The organism is Paraburkholderia caffeinitolerans (genome assembly GCF_902859945.1).
In the GTDB taxonomy this organism is placed as follows: Bacteria; Pseudomonadota; Gammaproteobacteria; order Burkholderiales; family Burkholderiaceae; genus Paraburkholderia; species Paraburkholderia caffeinitolerans.
Genome location: NZ_CADIKL010000013.1, coordinates 76,391 through 98,390, shown reverse-complemented (window position 1 = coordinate 98,390; position 22,000 = coordinate 76,391). Strand labels below are relative to the sequence as shown.

At 66.1% G+C, this 22,000-nt stretch carries 14 protein-coding genes, 2 pseudogenes and 1 riboswitch; of the genes and pseudogenes, 6 read left to right on the top strand and 10 right to left on the bottom strand.

Annotation, left to right across the window (positions count from 1 at the left end):
* Positions 1 to 69: 69 nt before the first annotated feature.
* The 4 genes from thiE to HV773_RS15410 form a co-directional block, all read right to left on the bottom strand.
* Positions 70 to 1,179 carry a thiamine phosphate synthase gene (thiE, locus tag HV773_RS15425; RefSeq protein ID WP_129562965.1) on the bottom strand — a complete coding sequence of 370 codons (1,110 nt, stop codon included), beginning with the start codon at positions 1,177 to 1,179 and terminating at the stop codon, positions 70 to 72.
* Positions 1,176 to 1,991 carry a thiazole synthase gene (locus HV773_RS15420; RefSeq protein ID WP_129562966.1) on the bottom strand — a complete coding sequence of 272 codons (816 nt, stop codon included), beginning with the start codon at positions 1,989 to 1,991 and terminating at the stop codon, positions 1,176 to 1,178. Before HV773_RS15420 ends, thiE begins: the two co-directional genes overlap by 4 nt.
* A gap of 85 nt (positions 1,992 to 2,076) precedes the next feature.
* Positions 2,077 to 2,274 (bottom strand): sulfur carrier protein ThiS, encoded by a 198-nt coding sequence (thiS, locus tag HV773_RS15415; protein WP_129562967.1) that lies wholly within the window; start codon positions 2,272 to 2,274, stop codon positions 2,077 to 2,079.
* A gap of 142 nt (positions 2,275 to 2,416) precedes the next feature.
* On the bottom strand, positions 2,417 to 3,541 hold the full coding sequence (locus tag HV773_RS15410) for an FAD-dependent oxidoreductase (RefSeq protein ID WP_129562968.1): 1,125 nt from the start codon (positions 3,539 to 3,541) through the stop codon (positions 2,417 to 2,419).
* 270 nt (positions 3,542 to 3,811) lie between these two features.
* A riboswitch (TPP riboswitch) is annotated at positions 3,812 to 3,925 on the bottom strand.
* A gap of 276 nt (positions 3,926 to 4,201) precedes the next feature.
* Between HV773_RS15410 and HV773_RS15405 the strand changes: the two genes are divergently transcribed.
* From HV773_RS15405 to HV773_RS15390, 4 genes are all read left to right on the top strand, one after another.
* Entirely contained in the window at positions 4,202 to 5,959 is a 1,758-nt protein-coding gene (locus HV773_RS15405; protein WP_129562969.1) for an ABC transporter ATP-binding protein/permease, read from the top strand.
* Positions 5,956 to 6,732 (top strand): SDR family NAD(P)-dependent oxidoreductase, encoded by a 777-nt coding sequence (locus HV773_RS15400; RefSeq protein ID WP_175195323.1) that lies wholly within the window; start codon positions 5,956 to 5,958, stop codon positions 6,730 to 6,732. The genes HV773_RS15405 and HV773_RS15400 overlap by 4 nt, the downstream gene beginning before the upstream one ends.
* A 233-nt stretch (positions 6,733 to 6,965) precedes the next feature.
* On the top strand, positions 6,966 to 8,270 hold the full coding sequence (locus HV773_RS15395) for an MFS transporter (protein ID WP_129562970.1): 1,305 nt from the start codon (positions 6,966 to 6,968) through the stop codon (positions 8,268 to 8,270).
* Between the two features lie 52 nt (positions 8,271 to 8,322).
* The gene (locus HV773_RS15390; RefSeq protein ID WP_175195321.1) at positions 8,323 to 9,699 is read left to right on the top strand and encodes a D-amino acid dehydrogenase; all 1,377 of its coding nucleotides are present in this window, start codon (positions 8,323 to 8,325) and stop codon (positions 9,697 to 9,699) included.
* A 17-nt stretch (positions 9,700 to 9,716) separates the two neighbouring features.
* Here the strand turns inward: HV773_RS15390 and thpR are convergent, their stop codons facing one another.
* The 4 genes and pseudogenes from thpR to HV773_RS15370 all read right to left on the bottom strand — a co-directional run.
* Positions 9,717 to 10,310: an RNA 2',3'-cyclic phosphodiesterase gene (gene thpR / locus HV773_RS15385; RefSeq protein ID WP_343052362.1), complete on the bottom strand. Its 594-nt coding sequence runs from the start codon at positions 10,308 to 10,310 to the stop codon at positions 9,717 to 9,719.
* 201 nt (positions 10,311 to 10,511) lie between these two features.
* Positions 10,512 to 11,978 carry a glutamate synthase subunit beta gene (locus HV773_RS15380; RefSeq protein ID WP_129562972.1) on the bottom strand — a complete coding sequence of 489 codons (1,467 nt, stop codon included), beginning with the start codon at positions 11,976 to 11,978 and terminating at the stop codon, positions 10,512 to 10,514.
* A gap of 106 nt (positions 11,979 to 12,084) precedes the next feature.
* Positions 12,085 to 16,785 (bottom strand): glutamate synthase-related protein, encoded by a 4,701-nt coding sequence (locus tag HV773_RS15375; protein WP_129562973.1) that lies wholly within the window; start codon positions 16,783 to 16,785, stop codon positions 12,085 to 12,087.
* 638 nt (positions 16,786 to 17,423) lie between these two features.
* A pseudogene (locus tag HV773_RS15370) lies at positions 17,424 to 18,113 on the bottom strand (transposase); the annotation flags it as partial.
* Between the two features lie 188 nt (positions 18,114 to 18,301).
* On the opposite strand from HV773_RS15370, the gene HV773_RS15365 reads away from it, so the two are divergent.
* Positions 18,302 to 19,021, top strand: a complete 720-nt coding sequence (locus HV773_RS15365; RefSeq protein WP_129562974.1) for an OmpW/AlkL family protein — start codon at positions 18,302 to 18,304, stop codon at positions 19,019 to 19,021.
* A gap of 406 nt (positions 19,022 to 19,427) precedes the next feature.
* Entirely contained in the window at positions 19,428 to 19,805 is a 378-nt protein-coding gene (locus HV773_RS15360; RefSeq protein WP_129562975.1) for an ElaB/YgaM/YqjD family protein, read from the top strand.
* A gap of 91 nt (positions 19,806 to 19,896) precedes the next feature.
* Here the strand turns inward: HV773_RS15360 and ugpQ are convergent, their stop codons facing one another.
* Entirely contained in the window at positions 19,897 to 20,658 is a 762-nt protein-coding gene (gene ugpQ / locus HV773_RS15355; RefSeq protein ID WP_175195319.1) for a glycerophosphodiester phosphodiesterase, read from the bottom strand.
* Positions 20,659 to 20,691: 33 nt separating this feature from the next.
* A pseudogene (locus tag HV773_RS15350) lies at positions 20,692 to 21,822 on the bottom strand (deoxyguanosinetriphosphate triphosphohydrolase); the annotation flags it as partial.
* Positions 21,823 to 22,000 lie beyond the last annotated feature (178 nt).

Sequence of the window (22,000 nt, the reverse complement as noted above, 5' to 3'; positions counted from 1 at the left end):
GCAACTCGCGCTTCGGCGCCAGGCGGTCCGGAACGAGTCCGAAGCGCGGCCGGCGCTGAAGCGGGCTAATTATTGCGTAAACGCGTTGCGCAATGCAGCAACCGCGGCAGCCGGGTCGGCGGCCTCGGTGACAGCGCGCACGACCGCCGCACTAGGCGCGCCGGTCGCGAGCACTGCGGGCAGCGCGGCAAAATCGATGCCGCCGATCGCGACCATCGGCACTACGCCGTCGAGCAGCTTCACGTAGCGCGCGAGACGCGCGAGCCCCTGCGGCGCGGTCGGCATGGTCTTGGTCGTGGTGGCGAACACTGCGCCGCACGCGATGTAGCTCGGCCGGAAATGCAGCGCGGTGAGCATCTCGAAATAGCCGTGCGTCGACAGACCGAGACGGATGCCCGATGCAGCGAGCGCGTTCAGATCCGCCTCGCGCAAATCCTCCTGGCCCAGATGCACGCCGTAGGCGCCCGCAGCCATCGCCGCCTGCCAGTGGTCGTTGATGAAAAGTTGCGCATTGTGGCGACGCCCCGCCGCGACGCAGCGCTCGATCTCATGCGTGAGTTCCGGCGACTTCGGCTGCTTGCTGCGCAGTTGTAAGGTCTGCACGCCGTAGTCGAGCACGCGCTCGACCCAGTCGGCGGTGGGCAGCACGGGATACAGGCCGAGCTTCGCGGGGCACGGCGCGAACGGCTGCGCGGGCGCATCGGGCAAGCCGAGCACGCGCGGAAAACGGGCGATGTCGACCGGCCACGCGTCGGCGTGCTGCTCGTCGCCATCTCGCCAGGCGAGTGCCAGCACGAGCGCGTCGTGCGGATCGAAGCCGCAGTCGAGAAACGCCGCCAGCGCCGGAATCCAGTCCTCCGCGAGCGTGCCCTCGAGTGCGTAGCGCTCGCCGCCCAGATGCAGTGTCGCGCGGCCTGCCGAGGGCGTGCCGGCCGCCTCGATCACACCTGCGCCATCGGTCATCCAGCGCGCGATGTTCGCGAGATGCGGCGCGGCGTCGGTCACGATGATCAGATCGCCGCCGTTGGGCGTGTCGGGCGACGTCAGGCACAGGCGCCACGGCGCGTGCGTGGGCTGCCAGTCGCCGAGGCGAGCGCGAATGCGCTCCGCCGTTTCAGTGAGTTCGTCCGCGGGCGGCCAGAACAGCTCGCGATCCTGCAGTCGCAGCGTTTGGGTCATTGCTGGCCTCCATCCTGATGCCAGAACGGCATGCCGACCACCGGCGTGCTCGCCACGGCCGCCTCGCGCTCGGCCATCGGCCCGGCGAGATATGCGGTGCGGCCCGCCTCGACGCCCAGCGCGAACGCGCGCGCCATCGCCTCGGGGTGCGTGGCTTGCGCCACGGCCGTGTTCAGCAACACACCGTCGAAGCCCCACTCCATCACTTGCGCCGCATGCGAAGGCAGGCCGAGGCCCGCATCGACGATCAGCGGCACGTCGGGCAGCCGCTCGCGCAGCACGCGCAATCCGTACGGATTGATCACGCCCTTGCCCGTGCCGATGGGCGCACCCCACGGCATCAGCGCCTCGCAGCCCGCGTCGAGCAGGCGCCGGCCGATCACGAGGTCTTCGGTGCAGTACGGCAGCACCTTGAAGCCGTCCTTGATAAGCCGCGCGGCGGCTTCGATCAGGCCCACCGGGTCCGGCTGCAGCGTGTAGTCGTCGCCGATCAGTTCGAGCTTGATCCAGTCGGTCTCGAAGACTTCGCGCGCCATGTGCGCGGTGGTGACTGCCTCGTTGACCGTGAGGCAGCCCGCGGTGTTCGGCAGAAACGGCACGCCGTGGCGCTTGAGCAAATCGAAGAAGCCGGCTTCCGCGGTGCCGTCGTTCATCTGGCGGCGCAGCGCGATGGTGATCATGCCGGGGCGCGCGGCCTCCATCGAATCGGAGAGCGCTTGCAGCGACGGATAGCGCGAGGTGCCGAGCAGCACGCGGCTCGCGAAGGTTTCGCCGTACAGCGTGAGGGCGTCGGCGGACTGATGATGGGTCATGGCTTGAATCCTGGACAGGTGGCAGCGGACGGGCGGCGCGCGGTAGCGAGTAAAAAGTAAAGCGGCGGCGGGTTCGCTTGCGCGATCAGCCGCCGGCCACCGGGCTGACGACGTCGAGGCGGTCACCCGCCGAAAGCATGCGCGCACCGTGCTGGGTGCGCGTGACGAAATCGCCGTTCACGGCGACGGCAAATGGCGGACGTGCGCCGAATGCAGTGAGCGCATCGGCAACGGTCGCGCCTTCGGGCAGCGTGAGCGGCTTCTGGTTGATCTGAATATCCATGGCAATTCGTCTGACTACGTTGTTTCCGGCAAGGCGCGAACCGTGCGCCTTGTCTCGTGTTGATGGTGTCGCGCTCGCGGCATGCCCGCTGACGCGCTCAAACCGCCCCGGTTCAAGCGGATTCACGCGGATTCACGCGGATTCAAGCGGGCTCGTGCGCACCTTGAACATGGCGGGCGTGCAGCATCGACGCCCAGCGCGATTCGCGGCGCAGCGCCTCGAAGGCGTCGGCATCGGCGAACTGGTCCGCCAGCAGCGCCTCGGCCACGCGCACCGCTTCGTCGGCCACGGCGGGCGCGATCATGAAGCCGTGGCGATAGAGACCGTTCACGCGCAGCGTCCCACCACCATCCCAGATAAGCGCGGGGCGATGATCGGGCAGCGTCGGACGGCACTGCGAATTCAATTCGAGAATGCGCGCCTCGCCAAAGGCCGGATGCACGGCGAACGCCGCGCTCAGCAACTCGAGCGCCGAGCGCACGCTTACGGGCGAGCGGTCCTCGCCCTCGATCTCGGTTGCGCCGATCACATAGAGATCGTCCTGTTTCGGCGCGATATAGAGCGGATAGCGCGGATGCAGCAGGCGCACCGGCCGCGTGAGGCCGATGCCGGGCGCGTGCACGCGCGCCACTTCACCGCGAATGCCGCGCAGCGCCGGCAGCGCGGGCTTGGCGCCGAGGCCCCGGCAATCGATCGTCACACGCGCGCGCGGCAGGCTCGCGTCGTCCACGCTCGTGTGCCAGTGCGTTTGCACACCGCGCTGCGCGAGACCCGCCGCCAGCGCCGCCAGCGCCTGGCGGTTGTCGAGCTGGCCTTCGCCGGCCAGCAGCCAGCCGCGCCCGAAGCGCCCGGCGAGCGCCGGTTCGGCGGCGTCGATCTGCGCGCCCACCAGCGTCGTGAAATTGGCGTCGGCAAGCGCGCGCGGCGCGTTCGCGCGTACGCGGCGCTCGAACAGCGGCGCTTCGGTGCGATCAGCGTGATGCCAGACCACGAGCGTGCCATTGCGTTGAAAAAACACCGGCTCGGGCAGCTCCGCGAGAATGCGCGGCCAGGTCTCGAGCGAGGCGATGCCCAGCTCGGTGATCAACATTTCGGCGACGGCGGCCTCGGCCAGCGGCGCGAGCATCGCGGCCGCGATCCAGGCAGCCGACTCGCCGCCCTCGGGCCCGCCGCGCTCGTAGAGCGCCACGCGATGCCCCGCGCCCGCAAGACGCCATGCAACGAGACGTCCGCATAGCCCGCCGCCGAGCACGGCGAAATCGGGCATGGCCGGTGTGGCGCGAGCAGACGCGCGAGCGCCGGCAGAAACCGGGGAATGATCTGAATAAGGTGCAGAAGAGGCGGTCATCGTATCCTTTCCGTACGGCAAACAAGCATGCGTACCCAAGGACGAAACCGGCTGCAAGGCCGGCCGTGCAAACGACGTGAAGCGCAAAACCCGACATGCGCGGCACGTGCTGCCCGGCGGGAATCTCGACGCCTGAATGAACCCAGCCGAAACGAATCGACTGATCGAACTCATCAACCGCGGCGCCAGCAAGACTTTCCGGAAACTTCCCGCGCCGGTATTACCCGGATCGGGTGCGAAGGGTCTCTCTCAGCCTCACTGCGGCATGCCAGGCATACCAGTGAAGCACCCCTGTTTCGTCAGCGGTCATTAGACCACAAAAGCCGCGCACGCCGCAAACGACCACTGGACGGCGGGCGATTTCTGCTCTGGCACAATGCCCAAACCACGGTGAACCGCCCAGCTCACGCGGGCGGTGAGACAATGACGCACCCCATGCCGCACCCCAGTCGCCCGGACGCCGCGCGCAGGCAATTAAGCCTTGCTTAAGCGCTTCGGGACACAATCGCGACGCCACGGCGCTGCGAGCGGCGGGTATCGTCTATTCCGGCCGCGGGCCGGCACAACATCAGGACGCACATGACCAACCTCACTCCCCGCGCCACGCCGGATCAGAACGAGCATCACAAGATCACGGCCTGGAGTCTGATCAAGCCCTACTGGGTGTCCGAGGAACGCTGGGTCGCCTGGGGCCTGCTGGTGGCGATCATCGCGATGAATCTCGCCGTCGTGTGGATCAACGTGCGGCTCAACGACTGGAACCGCGACTTCTACAACGCGCTGCAGAACAAGGATGCCAAGCAGTTTCCGCATCTGCTGATGATCTTCACCGCACTGGCGTTCGCGTTCATCATCCTCGCGGTGTACGGGCGGTATCTGCGCCAGATGCTCGGCTTTCGCTGGCGCCAGTGGCTCACCACGCGCTTCCTGAACGAATGGCTCGGCCAGGGCGCGTTCTACCGCATCGAGCGCGACCGCCTCGCCGACAACCCCGACCAGCGGATCAGCGACGACCTCCAGTCGTTCGCCACCACCACGCTCTCGCTCACGCTCGACCTGCTCTCCACGGTCGTCACGCTGGTCTCCTTCATCATGATCCTGTGGTCGCTCGCGGGCGCGCTCACGTTCGCGGTGGGCGGCACGCCCATCACGATTCCGGGATACATGGTGTGGGCCGCCGCGCTCTACGCCGTGTTCGGCTCGCTCGTGATCCAGAAGGTCGGCCATCCGCTCGTGTCGATCAACTACCAGCAGCAGAAAGTGGAGGCGGACTTCCGCTTCGGCCTCATTCGCCTGCGCGAGAACGCCGAGCAGATCGCGCTCTACGACGGCATGGACACCGAACGCAACAACGCGCAGGGCCTGTTCCACCACATCCGCGACAACTGGTGGCGCGTGATGAAGTACACGAAGCGCCTCACCTTCGTGCTGAGCTTTTATGGCCAGATCGCCATCATCTTTCCGATCGTCGTGGCCTCGCCGCGCTACTTCGCGGGCGCCTTCACCTTCGGCGTGCTGATGCAGATTTCGAGTGCGTTCGGCACCGTGAGCGATTCGTTCTCGTGGTTCATCAACAGTTACGCCACCCTCGTCGAATGGCGCGCCACGGTGAATCGTCTGCGCGAATTCGCGCGCGTAGTGCACTCGCCGCGCCTGAAGGAAACCGTTTCGCCCGCCACCGAGCACGGCGGCATCAATCTGCACTACGTCGACGACAACTCGCTCACCACCGGACATCTCAAGCTCGCGCTGCCCAACGGCACGCCGCTCTCCGAGGTGCGCGACATCGCCATCAAGCCCGGCTCGCGCTGGCTCGTGCGCGGCCCCTCGGGCGCGGGCAAGAGCACGCTGATCCGCGCGCTCGCGGGCCTCTGGCCATTCGGCGAGGGCTCGATCGACGCGCCCGTGGACGCGCGCATGATGTTCATCCCGCAGCAAAGCTATCTGCCGATCGGCACGCTCAAGGCCGCGCTCACCTACCCTTCGCCCGCCGACGCCTACAGCGACGATGACTGCCGCGAAGCGCTGCGCGCGTGCCGTCTCGAAGACTATGTCGAGCGCCTGCACGAGTCCGCGCACTGGACCCGCGTGCTCTCGCCGGGCGAGCAGCAGCGGCTTGCGGGCGCGCGCGTGCTGCTGCACAAGCCCGACTACCTGTTCCTCGACGAAGCCACGAGCGCGCTCGATCCCGACAACGAAAACCGTCTCTACAAGCTCTTCATGGAACGACTGCCGAAATCGGCAATCGTGAGCGTGGCGCACCGCGAGTCGCTCGCGGCGTACCACCACGAGACGCTCGAAATCGAGCGCACGCCTGAAGAGCGGGTCGCGGCGTGAGCGGGACCGACGCGAACACGCGCGTCGTCCTGATCACGGGCGCGGGCTCCGGCATTGGAGCCGCGCTCGCACGGCGCCTGGCCGCCCCCGGCGTCGCGCTGATGCTGCACGCGCGCGGCGCCGATGAAGCGGCGCGAGCGCGCCTCGCGGCGGTTGCTGCAGCGTGCGAAGCGCAAGGCGCGGCCTGCGCGACGGCCTGCGCCGACCTGGCCGTTGCAGGCGCAGCCGCGCGGCTTGTCGAAACAACGCTTGTGCGCTTTTCCGCGCTCGATCAACTGGTCGCCAACGCGGGCCACGCGCAGCGTCAGGCGCTCACGGACCTGGAGCCCGACACGCTCGCCGCCACCTTCGCCTCGATGCCCGCCGCGTTCGCGGCGCTCGTGCGCGAAGCGCGGCCTGCTCTGCTGCGCTCGGCGCATGCTCGCGTGGTGGCGGTGAGCTCGTTCGTCGCGCACCGCTACCGCGCCGACGCGCCGTTCGCGGCCACTGCGGCCGCCAAGGCCGCGCTCGAATCGCTGGCAAAGAGCGCTGCCGCAGAGCTCGCGCCGCACGGCGTGACCGTGAACTGCGTGGCGCCCGGCTACACCCGCAAGGACGCGGGCCCGACGCCCGAAAACGCGCCGGCGTGGGCGCGCGCCGCCGAGGCCACACCGCTCGGCCGCGTGGCCGAACCCGCCGACATCGCCGAACTGATCGCCTTTTTGCTGTCCGACGCCGCGCGCCATATCACCGGTCAGACGATCCACGTCGACGGCGGCCTGACGCTGGGCTGAGGCCCTGCGCAACGGGCTGCGCGCACCGTCCCGGAGTACACCCAAGCGAGCATCGCTTGCCCCAGCGCACACCCAGGCTTTCAACTCCCCTGGCCGCGACCGCCTTTCCCACCGTAAAATAGCGCCGTTCGAGCGCCTGCAGCGGTGCCCGCCCCGCTGGACACCGCATGCGCGACTCGCCGCCTCACGGCTTCATGGGTCGTTGCGCACACAACAAATATGGGGACGAGACAATGGAATCTTTCCAGTGGTTCAGGGAGCTGAACGAGCGCGAGCGGCGCACGCTCTACGCTGGCTTCGGCGGCTATGCGGTCGATGCGTTCGACTTCATGATCTACTCGTTCCTGATTCCGACGCTCATCGCCGCCTGGGGCATGACCAAGGGCGAGGCCGGCATGATCGCGACGAGTTCGCTGATCTCCTCCGCGCTCGGCGGCTGGCTCGCGGGCATCCTGGCCGACCGCTACGGCCGCGTGCGCGTGCTCCAGTGGACCATCGCCACCTTTGCGCTCTTCACGTTTCTGTCCGGTTTCACGCACTCGTTCTGGCAACTGCTCGCCACGCGCACGCTGCAGGGCATCGGCTTCGGCGGCGAATGGTCGGTCGTGACGATCATGATGGCCGAGACAATCCGCTCGCCGCAGCACCGCGCGAAAGCCGTGGGCACTGTGCAGAGCAGCTGGTCGTTTGGCTGGGGCGCCGCCGCCATTCTCTACTGGGCGTTCTTCGCGCTGCTGCCCGAGCAGTACGCGTGGCGCGCGTGCTTGTGGATCGGCATCGTGCCCGCCCTGTGGATTTTCTATGTGCGCCGCAACGTGAGCGACCCCGAAGTGTTCCTGCAAACGCGCCGCGCCCGCGAGCGCGGCGAAACGCACGGCCATTTCCTGCAGATCTTCGCGCCCGCGCACCTCGCCACGACGCTGCTCGGCAGCGCACTGTGCACCGGCATGCTGGGCGGCTACTACGCGATCACCACCTGGCTGCCCACTTATCTGAAAACCGTGCGCCATCTGTCGGTGTTCAACACGAGCGGCTACCTGGTCGTGCTGATCGTCGGCTCGTTCACGGGCTATATCGTCGGCGCGATCCTGTGCGACAAGATCGGGCGGCGCGCATCCTTCATCCTGTTCGCCATCGGTTCGTTCGCGCTCGGCATGGCCTACACCATGCTGCCGATCACCGATACCGCCATGCTGCTGCTCGGCTTTCCGCTCGGCATTGTCGTGCAGGGGATTTTCGCGGGCGTGGGCGCCTATCTTTCCGAACTCTATCCGAATGCGATCCGCGGCTCGGGTCAGGGCTTCTGCTACAACCTCGGGCGCGGCCTCGGCTCGTTCTTCCCGATCCTCGTGGGCACGCTCGCGCAGACCACGACGCTCGTGAAAGCGATTGGCGCGGTGGCCGGCGCGGGCTATCTGCTCGTGATCGTCTCCGCCCTGTGCCTGCCCGAAACGAAAGGCAAGGCGCTGACCGACGATGCTGCCCCGGCAACCGGCGGCGCGTCTGCCCGTCCCTCGGCGGACTCCACTGCACAATGAGCGCGAACGTGCTGCAATACCGTCCGTTCCCGCCTCACTCACTACGACCGGCATGAAAACGATCGTCCTCGGCGCCGGTGTGATCGGCGTCGCTACTGCGTATTACCTGAGCGAACGGGGCTGCGACGTCACGGTCATCGAACGCGAGCCGGGCGTCGCGCTCGGCACGAGCTTTGGCAACGCTGGCGTGATCGCGCCCGGGTACGTCACCCCCTGGGCCGCGCCGGGCATGCCGGGCAAGCTCATCAAGTACCTGCTCAAGCCGACCTCGCCGCTGATCTTCCGGCCCACGCTCGACGCCGCGCAATGGCGCTGGATCGCGCGCTGGCTGCGCGAATGCGACCTCGAACGCTTTCGCGTGAACAAGCAGCGCATGCAGCGCATCGCCTACTACAGCCGCGGCTGCCTGCACGCGTTTCGCGCGCAGCACGCGTTCGAGTACGGGCGCAGCCAAGGCTACCTTCAGCTCTTTCGCAGCGACTACGACGTCGAACTCGCGCAACCGGCGCTAGGCGTGCTGCGCGACGCGGGCATCGCCTATCGCGAGTTGGACGCCGCAGGCTGCGCGCAGATCGAGCCTGGCCTCGCGTGGTCGCAAGTGAAGCCCGTGGCCGGCATCTATCTGCCCGACGATGAAGCCGGAGACTGCGCACGCTTCACACGCGAACTGCGCGCGGTATGTGAGGCAAGCGGCGTGAAGTTCGTTTTCGACACTGAGGTGCTCGCACTCGAAGCCACGGGCGGCCGGGTGAGCGGCGTGCGCGTGCGGCCCGTGCCCGGGCGGCGCACGGCGAACAACCGCCGCGAACTGCGGGAGCAGCGCCGCGAGGACCGCCGCGCGCCCGCCCAGGTGCTGCGCCCCGCCGATTTGAACGAGGTGGCCGATACCGAACCGCAAACGCTCACGGCGGACGCCGTCGTGGTCGCGCTCGGCGTAGAGAGCGCGGCGCTCGTCGCGCCGTTCGGCGTGCGGGTGCCGCTGTATCCGGTGAAGGGCTACTCGGCCACGCTGCCGGTGGTCGACGAGCAGAAGGCCCCGCGCGCCGCGCTCATGGACGAATCGCTCAAAACGGCCATCACGCGTTTCGGGCCCTACTTGCGCGTGGCCGGCACGGCGGAACTCGGCGACCACCGCACGACGCTGCGCGAGCAGGCGCTGCAAACGCTCATGAAAGTGCTCGACGACTGGTTCCCGCACGCGGCCACGCTGTCTTCCGCGCAGTTCTGGGTCGGACGCCGGCCGATGGTGCCCGACGGCGCGCCGCTGCTCGGTCAATCGGGCGTACAAGGGCTGTGGCTCAACGTCGGCCACGGCTCGACCGGCTGGGCGATGTCGATGGGCTCGGGACGCGTGGTCGCTGATTTGATCGCCGGGCGCGCGCCCGAGATCGATCTCGATGGGTTGACGCTGGAGCGGTATCGGCGCTGATGGTCGCGGCGGGTGGGTTAGACCACCACACTCGCCAGCGCTTCATAACGCGCGCCCTGCCTCGCCAGCGTGCTCGAATACAGCACGAGCGAGGTAAACCGCAACGGCGGCAGCGCCTGCGCGCCGCCTTCCGGCGGTGCGCCACGCGCGTCGTGCGTAAAGCGCGCCAGCGTGATGTGCGGCCGGAACGCGCGCGCATCGAGCGGCAAGCCCACCTCGCCCATCAGGGAGCGCACCCGCCAGTCAAGTGCCGTGAATGCGTCGGACATGGCCAGCACGGCCACCATCAAGCGCGGCTGCGCACGCCCCGGCCAGCACTCGATCTTCGTGACGGGCGCGGGCGGGAATGGGGATAACGGCGGCGCCGTACGCTCAGCGAGGCGCGCCGCGAGCGACTCACCCTGCGCGAACGACATCGCGCCAATGAACGCCACCGTGAGATGCAACTGCGCATACGGCACCCGACGCGCATTGGGCGGCACGTCGAGTGCGGCGAGTGCGTCGCGCGACGGCGCATCGGGCGCGAGCGCAACGAAGCAGCGCCGCCATTGATCGGTCTCGCGGGCTTCGGACATGATCGGCAGGCCTCGGGTGAGGAACGACCGCATCATGGTAGCGCGCCGGCCAGCATTTGCGCTTTGGCACTTGCGCCGTGCCCGCGCCTTGGCGGCTCAACTCGACCGAAACCAGAGAAAGCCGACGAAAAAAAGCCGGGCCACCCTTACAGGCAGCCCGGCTTGACAGTGTCTACTGCATGTTGCCCACTACGGCCAGCGAGGATCGCTCGCCGGCTTGAATCGACTCAGCCTATTTCAGCGCGGCAGTTCCGAGCTGCCCATCAAATAGGCATCGACGGAACGTGCACATTGACGGCCTTCACGGATCGCCCAGACGACGAGCGACTGACCACGGCGCATGTCGCCAGCGGTGAAGACCTTGTCGACCGACGTGTAATACGCCTTCTCGCCTTCGGTCGAAGCGCGCACGTTGCCGCGCGCGTCCTTCTCGACGCCGAACGCTTCGAGCACCGGCGAGACCGGCTGCGTGAAGCCCATGGCGAGCAGCACAAGATCGGCCTTCATTTCGAACTCCGAACCCGGCACTTCGACCATCTTGCCGTCCTTCCACTCGACGCGCGCGGCGATGAGTTTCTCGACCTTGCCGTTCTTGCCTTCGAGGCGCTTCGTGGCAACCGCCCAGTCGCGCGAGCAGCCTTCCTCATGCGACGAAGAGGTACGCAGCTTGACCGGCCAGTACGGCCACACGAGCGGCTTGTTCTCTTCCTCGGGCGGCTGCGGCAGCAGTTCGAACTGCGTGACGCTCTTCGCGCCGTGACGGTTCGAGGTGCCCACGCAATCGGAGCCCGTATCGCCGCCGCCGATCACCACCACGTGCTTGCCCTTGGCCAGTAGTTGGTCCGGTAGCTTGTCGCCCGCATTGACCTTGTTCTGCTGCGGCAGGAACTCCATCGCGTAGTAGATGCCTTCCATCTCGCGGCCCGGCACCGGCAGATCGCGCGGCGTTTCCGAACCGCCCGCGATCACCACGGCGTCGAACTGTTCCTTCAATTCGTCCGGCGTGATGGTCTGCTTGGCCGTATTGCCAATGTGCGCCGGCAGTTCGCCCTTGCCGATGAAGACGCTGGTGCGGAACGCCACGCCCTCGGCTTCCATCTGGCGCATGCGGCGGTCGATCAGCCACTTCTCCAGCTTGAAGTCGGGGATGCCATAGCGCAGCAGGCCGCCGATGCGGTCGTTCTTCTCGAACACGGTCACGTCGTGGCCCGCGCGCGCAAGTTGCTGCGCGACGGCGAGGCCTGCGGGGCCCGAGCCGACCACGGCCACCTTCTTGCCCGTCTTGTGCTTCGCGACTTGCGGCGCGACCCAGCCTTCAGCCCAGGCCTTGTCGATGATCGCGTGCTCGATCGACTTGATGCCGACCGGGTCGTTGTTGATGCCGAGCGTGCACGCCGATTCGCACGGCGCCGGGCAGATGCGGCCCGTGAACTCGGGGAAGTTGTTGGTCGAGTGCAGGACTTCGATCGCGCTCTTCCAGTCCTGGCGGAACACGAGGTCGTTGAAGTCCGGAATGATGTTGTTGACCGGGCAGCCGTTGTTGCAGAACGGGATGCCGCAGTCCATGCAGCGTGCGCCCTGGACCTTCGCGTCGGCGTCGGAGAGCGCCGCGACGAATTCCTTGTAGTGCTTCACGCGCGTGAGCGGTGCTTCGTACGCCTCATGCTGGCGCTCGAACTCGAGAAAACCGGTTGCCTTACCCATTTGGTTCTCGTCTATCTCTATCTAATTCGGTGAGGGGACCGCGCCCGCCGCCGCGCTTCTTGTCGCGCGGCGGGCGCTCCTTCGTCTTGGTGTAGTCGTCGCGGGATTAAGCGGCCAGCTCTTCCTGGTTCGCCTTTTTCGCGCCGAGCTCGCCCAGTGCGCGCTTGTATTCCGTCGGGAACACCTTCACGAACTGGCGGCGTGCCGCATCCCAGTTTTCCAGCAGCGCCTTCGCACGCGGCGAGCCGGTGAACTGGAAGTGACGCTCGACGAGTCCCTTGAGCAGCACTTCGTCGGTTTCGCCCGCGTGCCACAGCGCGCGGCCCACGGTGCGCTCCTGTTCGGCCTGTTGCAGGACCGGGTCGAGCGCGACCATCGACTTGTTGCACTTGCCGGCGAACGTGCCTTCCGGGTCATAGACGTAAGCCACGCCGCCCGACATGCCGGCCGCGAAGTTACGGCCCGTCTCACCGAGCACGACCACCGTGCCGCCCGTCATGTATTCGCAGCCATGGTCGCCCGTGCCTTCCACAACGGCCGTCGCGCCCGAATTGCGCACCGCGAAGCGCTCGCCCGCCACGCCGCGCAGGAAGGCTTCGCCTTCGAGTGCGCCATACATCACCGTGTTGCCGCAGATGATGTTTTCTTCGGACTTGCCGCGGAAATCGTTGGTCGGACGGATGATGATGCGGCCACCCGACAGGCCCTTGCCCACGTAGTCGTTACCGTCGCCGACCAGATCCAGCGTGATGCCGCGTGCGAGGAACGCGCCGAAGCTCTGGCCCGCCGTGCCCTTCAACTGGATATGAATCGAGTCGTCGGGCAGACCGTCGTGACCGTACTTCTTCGCGACCACGCCCGAGAGCATCGCGCCCACCGTGCGGTTCACGTTGCGCACCGGCTGGATGAACGAGACGTGCTCGCCGCTTTCAATCGCGGCCTTCGCCTTATCGATCAGCGTGTGATCGAGCGCGCGATCGAGGCCGTGATCTTGCGTGTCGACGTGCTTCGTCGCGACTTCGGCGCCCACTTGCGGCTGATAGAACACGCGCGTGAAGTCCAGACCCTTCGCCTTCCAGTGCTCCACGCCCTTGCGGGTGTCGAGCAGATCCGCGCGGCCGACCAGATCGTCGAACTTGCGGATGCCGAGTTGCGCCATGATTTCGCGCACTTCCTCAGCAACGAAGAAGAAGAAGTTCACGACGTGCTCGGGCTGGCCCGAGAACTTCGCGCGCAGCACCGGATCTTGCGTCGCGACGCCGACCGGGCAGGTGTTCAGGTGGCACTTGCGCATCATGATGCAGCCCTCGACGACGAGCGGCGCCGTCGCGAAGCCGAATTCATCCGCGCCGAGCAGCGCGCCGATCACCACGTCGCGGCCGGTCTTCATCTGGCCGTCGGCCTGCACGCGAATGCGGCCGCGCAACTGGTTCAGCACCAGGGTTTGCTGGGTTTCGGCGAGGCCGAGTTCCCACGGCGTGCCCGCATGCTTGACCGACGACAGCGGCGAAGCGCCCGTGCCGCCGTCATGGCCGGCGATCACGACGTGATCGGCCTTGGCCTTGGCGACGCCTGCAGCCACCGTGCCCACGCCAACTTCTGACACCAGCTTCACCGAGATCGACGACACCGGGTTCACGTTCTTCAGATCGTGAATCAGCTGTGCGAGGTCTTCGATCGAGTAAATGTCGTGGTGCGGCGGCGGCGAGATGAGGCCCACGCCCGGCACCGAGTAACGCAGCTTGCCGATGTACTCCGAAACCTTGTGGCCCGGCAGCTGACCGCCTTCGCCCGGCTTCGCGCCCTGCGCCATCTTGATCTGGATCTGATCCGCCGACGACAGGTACTCCGCCGACACGCCGAAGCGGCCCGACGCAACTTGCTTGATCTTCGAGCGCAGCGAGTCGCCATCCTTCAGCGGGATGTCCGTCACGACTTCAGGACCGATGATCGAGCGCATCGTGTCGCCGTTCTTGATCGGAATGCCGCGCAGTTCGTTGCGGTAACGCTTCTCGTCTTCGCCGCCTTCACCCGTGTTCGACTTGCCGCCGATGCGGTTCATCGCGACGGCGAGCGTGGCGTGCGCTTCCGTGCTGATCGAGCCGAGCGACATCGCGCCCGTGGCGAAGCGCTTGACGATTTCCTTGGCCGACTCGACGTCGTCGATCGAGATCGCGCGCACCGGGTCGAGGCGGAACTCGAACAGGCCGCGGAACGTCATGTGACGCTTGGTCTGATCGTTGATCAGGTGCGCGTATTCCTTGTACGTCTGGTACGAGTTGCTGCGCGCCGAGTGCTGGAGCTTGGCGATCGCGTCCGGCGTCCACATGTGGTCTTCGCCGCGCACGCGGTAAGCGTACTCGCCGCCCGCGTCGAGCATGTTCGCGAGGATCGGGTTGTCGCCGAATGCGTCGTGGTGCAGACGGATCGCCTCTTCAGCCACTTCGAACAGGCCGATACCGCCCACCTTCGATGCCGTGCCCGCGAAGTACTTCTGCACGAGGTCGTCCGCGAGGCCGACCGCTTCGAAAATCTGCGCGCCCGTGTACGACATGTACGTGGAGATGCCCATCTTCGACATCACCTTGAGCAGGCCCTTGCCCACCGCCTTGGTGAAGTTGTAGACGGCCTTGTCCGCCGACAGATCGCCCTTCAGGCCCTGCGCCATCTGCGCGAGCGTTTCCATCGCGAGGTACGGGTGCACGGCTTCCGCGCCGAAACCGGCGAGCAGCGCGAAGTGGTGCGTCTCGCGCGCCGAACCCGTTTCCACGACGAGACCCGTGCTCGTGCGCAGACCGTGCTTCACGAGGTGCGAATGGATTGCCGAGGTGGCGAGCAGCGCCGGAATCGCGACATTGCCGCGGTCCGCGCGGCGGTCCGAAACGATCAGGATGTTGTAGCCCGACTTGACGGCGTCGACGGCTTCCGCGCACAGCGACGCGAGGCGCGCTTCGATGCCTTCCTTGCCCCAGGCCACCGGATAGCAGATGTTCAGCTCGTAGCTGCTGAACTTGCCGCCCGTGTACTGCTCGATCGCGCGGATCTTCGCGATGTCCTTGAAGTCGAGCACCGGCTGCGACACTTCGAGACGCATCGGCGGGTTGATGTTGTTGGTGTCGAGCAGGTTCGGCTTCGGGCCGATGAACGACACGAGCGACATCACCATGTTTTCACGGATCGGGTCGATCGGCGGGTTCGTGACCTGCGCGAACAGCTGCTTGAAGTAGTTGTAGAGCGTCTTGTTCTTGTTGGACATGACCGCCAGCGGCGAGTCGTTGCCCATCGAACCGACAGCCTCTTCACCCGACATCGCCATCGGCGCCATCAGGAACTTGAGGTCTTCCTGGGTGTAACCGAACGCCTGCTGACGGTCGAGCAGCGCAGCGGCTTCGGCGCGCGCCGTGGCCACGTCTTCCGCCTTCGGCTCGATCTCGTCGAGCTTGATGCGCACGGCGTCGATCCAGCTCTTGTAAGGCTTGGCGTTGGCCAGGTTGTCCTTCAGTTCCTTGTCGTCGATGATGCGGCCGTGTTCCATGTCGATCAGGAACATCTTGCCCGGCTGCAGGCGCCACTTCTTGACGATCTTCGACTCGGGAATCGGCAGCGTGCCGGCTTCCGAAGCCATGATCACGAGATCATCATCCGTGACGATGTAGCGCGCCGGACGCAGACCGTTACGGTCGAGCGTCGCGCCGATCTGGCGGCCGTCGGTGAAGGCGATGGCGGCGGGGCCGTCCCACGGCTCCATCATCGCGGCGTGGTATTCGTAGAACGCCTTGCGGTTCTCGTCCATCAGCGTGTGCTGCTCCCACGCTTCCGGGATCATCATCATGACCGCGTGCACGAGCGGGTAACCCGCCATCACCAGTAGTTCGAGACAGTTGTCGAACGAAGCGGTATCGGACTGGCCCGGGTAGATCAGCGGCCAGAGCTTCGGCAGGTCGTCGCCGAGCACGTGCGAGGCGATCGCGCCAGTACGGGCGTTCAGCCAGTTCACGTTGCCCTTCACGGTGTTGATTTCACCGTTGTGGGCGATCATGCGGTACGGGTGAGCCAGCTCCCATGCCGGGAACGTGTTCGTGGAGAAGCGCTGGTGCACGAGTGCGAGCGCCGAAACCACGCGCTCGTCTTGCAGGTCGCGGTAGTACACGCCAACTTGGCCTGCGAGCAGCAGGCCCTTATAGACAACCGTGCGCGCCGACATCGACGGCACAAAGTATTCCTTGCCGTGCTTGAGCTTGAGCGCCTGGATGCGGTGGCTCGCGGTCTTGCGGATCACGTAGAGCTTGCGCTCCAGTGCGTCGGTGACCATCACGTCCTTGCCGCGGCCAATGAAGATCTGGCGGATCAGCGGCTCGCTAGCCTTCACGGTGGGCGAGATCGGCATGGCGTGGTCGACCGGCACATCGCGCCAGCCCAGCACGACCTGGCCTTCGGCGCGCACCGTGCGCTCGAGTTCCTGCTCGCACGCGAGACGCGAGGCGTGTTCCTTCGGCAGGAACACCATGCCGACGCCGTATTCGCCAGCCGGCGGCAGCGTCACGCCCTGGCGCGCCATCTCTTCGCGATAGAACGCGTCCGGAATCTGGATCAGGATGCCCGCGCCGTCGCCCATCAGCGGATCGGCGCCCACGGCGCCCCGGTGGTCGAGGTTTTCGAGAATCTTCAGACCTTGCTGAATGATTTCGTGGCTCTTCTTGCCCTTGATATGGGCGACGAAGCCGACGCCACACGCGTCGTGTTCGTTTTGCGGGTCATACAGACCTTGCGCGGCGGGCACCGCGGCGCGCTGCAGGTGATCGTTCATGGGGACACCGTCCAAGAGTGGCCAGAGCTGGCCGTTGATTCCGTACTTTTTTGTTTCCCGCCGCTTGCGTGACCGCTGTACGGCGTTGCGCGGGCGATGCTGGCTTCCCGCGTTGTGCGTCGAGGAGAGCCGAAACGCGAATATACGCGACGAATCAAGCACATGCAAATAAATCGCAATGATTAGACCCCAATTATAAAGATGGTGCGTTGCACCTATATTTTATTGGGGTCATATTAAATTCGAGCAAAATAAAACGGCACCCGAAGATGCCGTTTTTCCTGATAACCCGTTGATCTGGAAGCAGATTAATGCGTTCCGGTGCCGGGTTTGCGCTCGTGATGAACCGGCGATGAACCGGAGCCGCTGCCCGAGCCGGACGACGCCGAACCCGACGAATGCCCGCCCGCGCCACCCGTATTTGTCCCTGGCGTTGCGCCGGAACCACTCCCCGCATGCGTGCCGCCATGCCCCCCCGAATGCGTATCGGAATGCGCACCGGCAGAGGACGAATAATTAGGGCTCGATTGCCCGCCTGCAGGAGACTGAGGTGCGCTCGGTGCCGCCACGCTGCCGCCAGCGGCGGCGGTTGCTGCCGCGCCAATCGCACTGGCGCCCGGTGCGCCTGCGGCAGGAGTCTCGCGCACCTTGCGCGGCCGCCCGCGCGGCAGCGGCGAGACGCGACGGTTCGCCGTGCGCGAGGCCCACTCGCGATAGGTATCGCTGCCGAGCACCCAGCCCTTGAGCGTGGCCTGCATCAGTTGCGTGGTCTCGCGCTCGTCGAACGGTTGCTCGCAGAGTTCGCGATAGGCGCGCTGGCGCTCGAACGGCGTGTTGCCAAGCGCCCAGTAAAGCGGGTGGTCGGTAATGAGGCTATCTACCGTGAGCCCGATGTGATGCCGATAGCTCGACCATCGATAGTCTTCCGCCGCCGTCACGAGCTGATTGCGCAGCGGCGCAAGCTCGACGACGCGGCTTGCGAGCAGGAAGAAGCGCTCGCCCTCGATGACCGTGGCGCGATAACGCCCCTCCCAGAGCGTGCCGCGCCGTGCGTAACGGCGGTTGAAATGCGCCACGTAGCGCCTGCCGACCGCCTGCATCGCCTTGGGAAGGCTCGATTCGTCAGAGGGCGTGACGAGCAGTTGCACCGCGCCGGGCATCAAGACCCACGCGTGAACCGCCAGATGATGATCGCGCGCCGCCGCCTTCAGGCAGTCGATGAACAGTTCGTAATCCTGGTCGTCGACGAAAGCGGGCTGCTGGTCCAGTCCGCGCAGAATCACATGCTGCGGCTGGTCGGGAACATAAAGACGTGCAAGCCGTGCCATGCTCGATTTTCCTGGTACGTTAGTGAATACCCGCATGCCCGCCAAGCCGCGCCAGCGCTCGTTTTCGCGGGCATGACGGCTCGAGCGGAACGCTCGCGGCGCTTAGGGAAAAAGCTCTAACGGTCGTGTCTGGTTTGTTGCAAACGTTGTGTTCATAATGAGCGGGCCTTTCATGGAGGAGCACATATATGAAATTAAAACAGGCGCTGGCAGCCACTGCCGCACTCGCCTGCGTGTCGGGGGCTTACGCACAATCGGCCAACACCTTCTACGTTACAACCGGATGGTTCCACTTCGCGCCGCAGGACAGCAGCGACCCGCTCAAAATCGACAGCGCGGGCGGCCGGCCCGTCAACCTCGCCATTCCGAACACGGGCGCCAGCGTAGGCTCGTCCGACACCCTGGGCCTCTCCCTCGGCTACTTCATTACTGACCACATCGCAACTGAAGCCGAATTGGGCATTCCGCCGAAGTTCGATCTCTCCGGCGGCGGGAGCTTCAGCCAGTTCGGCAAGGTTGGCGAAGCGCGCCTGTGGAGCCCGGCACTGTTGCTCAAGTACTACTTCAACACGCCTGAAGCAAAATTCCGTCCTTACGCCGGCATCGGTTTCACGTACGTCTGGTTCACCGACGCGAAAATCACGAACCCCACATTCGAGCAAGGTGTACTTGGGGGTCCGACCAGTGTTTCGACGGATCGTTCCTGGGCGCCCGTATTTAATGTGGGCTTCAACTACAACTTCACGAAGCACTGGTTCGCCGGTTTCTCGCTCTCGTACATCCCGGTCAGTGTGATCGCCACGTTCGATACCACCGTCGCCAACCAGTTGGGCACCCAGCGGCGCTCCGAAGCCAAGATCCACCTGAACCCGCTCGTCACCTTCCTGAAGGTCGGCTACAACTTCTGAGCGCCAGCGCGTTCGGAACACCCCGCCCCAGCCTTCCCCGGTCCTGCTCTCCGTCCCGCCCTCACGGCGACCGACGGAGGGCGGCACCTCCTACATAGACAGCAACCATCCCTTACATCTCGAATGGCTTTTCCTGATTCTATGCCTCCCGGAAAATCCGTGCTGTCCCCGTAATCATTTGTCGCAAACAAGACGCGCCGATTTGCCGTCCGGCACCCGCGCGCGGGCCGCGAAGCCCCGCCAGGCGGGCCTTGGCGGACGAGCCCAAGCGTAATCCCGCCTGTACACCTTGGCACGCCAGGCACCCGAAATGCGCAATACTTGAACCCTTTCGCCCGCCGCGCCCGCTTTTAGGACACAGGCGTGGCGGGCCCTTTACCCTGTGTTTTCAATGACGGAGCTATTCATGAGCGCATTCCCGAATACGCGAGACGCCATCGGAGAATCCTGGACGCGCACGGGCCGCCACGCGCGCCGCATCGCACGCCACGGCCGCAACGCGGCCGCCGACATCGCCGAAGAACTGCGGGATTTGCTCGCCGAACTGGAAACGACGCTCGGCGAAGGCACGCAAGCCGACGCCGCCGAGCTGCGCGCCGACATTCGCAAGCGTCTGGATTCGGCGCGCGAGCGCCTGGAAGTTGCGCGCGCCTCCACGCGCGAGCGCGCCGACGCAGCCATAGCCCAAGCCGACGACTACGTGCGTGCCAACCCGTGGCAAGCCGTTGCCATCGTGGGCGGCGTCGCGCTGGTCGCAGGCGCACTGCTTTCGCGCCTGCGCTAAAGCATCGCCACGCGCCGCAAGCCCGCCCGGCGGTCTACGCCGATGGGCTTGCGAGCGACCTTGGCCACTCAGTGGCGGGTTTGAAGCCGCACTATCCGTCGAGCGCGTACGGCTCGATCAGGTCGATGCGGTCGGTGCAGATGGTGTCTACGCCCCAACTCACGAGTAACCGCGCGCGTTTGAGGTCGTTCACCGTGTAGGCGAGAATGAAAAGACCGGCTTCCTTGATGCGGCGAACCAGTTCCTCGTCCAGATGCCGGTGGCTCGCATGCAGCGAAACGCAACCTAGCGCGGCCGTCTGCTCGCGCCAGTCGTCGGGCACGCGCTCGACCAGCAGGCCGCGCGGAAGATCCGGCGCGGCATCGCGCGCCGCCGCGAGCGCCTCGGGCGAGAATGAGGAAAGCAGCGGCTGCACTGTCGCTTGATCCAGCCCCGATGCGCGCCACAGCCGCGCCGCCTCGGCGCCGACGATACGGCCCGTCTCCACCTCCCGCCCCGGACACGGCTTGATCTCCACATTCGCCATCAGGCCTTCCTCGCGGCAGCATTGCGCCGCCTCGGCGAGCGTCGGCATGTGCTCGCCTTCGAAGCGCGGATCGCACCAACTACCCGCATCGAACGCCGCAATCTGCGCATAGCGCAGCTGCGCCGCCGCACCGCGCCCGTTCGAGGTGCGCTCGACCGTGTCGTCGTGCAGCAGGAACGCGATGTTGTCGGCCGAGAGCTTGGCGTCGAATTCCACCATCGTGTGCCCGAACCCGGCGCCGACACACAGGCCCGCCAGCGTGTTCTCGGGGGCGAGCGTACCGCCGCCACGATGCGCGGCAACGCGCGGATACGGCCAGTTGTTCATCGTCTGGACTCCGGATTCAGGACAGGGGATCACTCAGACTTCGTCGGACACGACGAAGAGGCGCCGGTATTCCTTGAGCGCATAGCGGTCCGTCATGCCCGCGATGTAGTGCGCGATCTGGCGCGGCTGCGATGCTTCGTCGTGCGTCTGGTAGGCGGGGGGCAGCAGACGCGGATCGTCGGAAAACGCCTCGAAAAGCCCCTTCACGATACGTTGCGCCTTGTTCGCCATCCGCATCACGCGGTAATGCCGGTACAGGTTGCGGTACAGAAACCGCTTGAGCACGGCGGCTTGGGCCGCAACGCCCTCACTGTGCGCGACGATGGGCGGCGCGGCGCGCACGTCGTCGAGCGATTGCGGCGCGAGCTTCGCGAGATTGCGGCTCGTCTCGTCGATCAAGTCGACGATCAGCGTGTTGATGATGCGCCGCACGATCTCATGCACGAGGCGCCGCCCCTCTATTTGCGGGTACTCGGCGCGCGCAGCCTCGTAGTGCATCTGCCAGAGTTCGACCTCGGCAAGCTGCTCGATGGTGAGCAGCCCCGAACGCAGCCCGTCGTCCACATCGTGATTGTTGTAGGCGATTTCGTCGGCGATGTTGGCAATCTGCGCTTCGAGCGAAGGCTGACGCCCGAGCAGGAAGCGCTCGCCGAGTTCGCCCAGCTGCCGCGCATGCTCGCGCGAGCAGTGCTTGAGGATGCCTTCGCGCGTCTCGAAGCAGAGATTGAGGCCGTCGAACGCGCCGTAATGCTCCTCGAGTTCGTCGACCACGGCCAGGCTCTGCAAGTTGTGCTCGAAGCCACCGTGCTCGCGCATGCATTCGTTGAGCGCGTCCTGGCCCGCATGGCCGAACGGCGTATGGCCGAGATCGTGCGCGAGCGAGATAGCTTCGACAAGATCCTCGTTCACGCGCAGGTTGCGGGCAACCGAACGCGCGATCTGTGCGACTTCGAGGCTGTGCGTGAGCCGCGTGCGAAAGAGATCGCCCTCGTGATTCACGAACACCTGGGTTTTGTATTCGAGCCGCCGGAAAGCCGTTGAATGGACGATGCGGTCGCGGTCACGCTGAAACTCACTGCGCGCGGCGGGCGGCGGCTCGGCGAACCGACGCCCGCGCGATTGCGCGGAACGTGCCGCGTAGGGCGCGAGCCCCGCTTCCAGATCGACTGGCACACCGACAACGCCCGGCGCGTGGGCGCGGTCCTGACCTGTGTGCTTAGCGGAATGCTCGCCTCTGATGTCGCTGCGGGTGTCGCTCAACGGTTCCTCCGCAAGGATCGCATGTGGGGCGGCCCCGGCCTCGCAGGCACGGGCCGCGCAAACTCAGGCCGCCAGGTTCAAG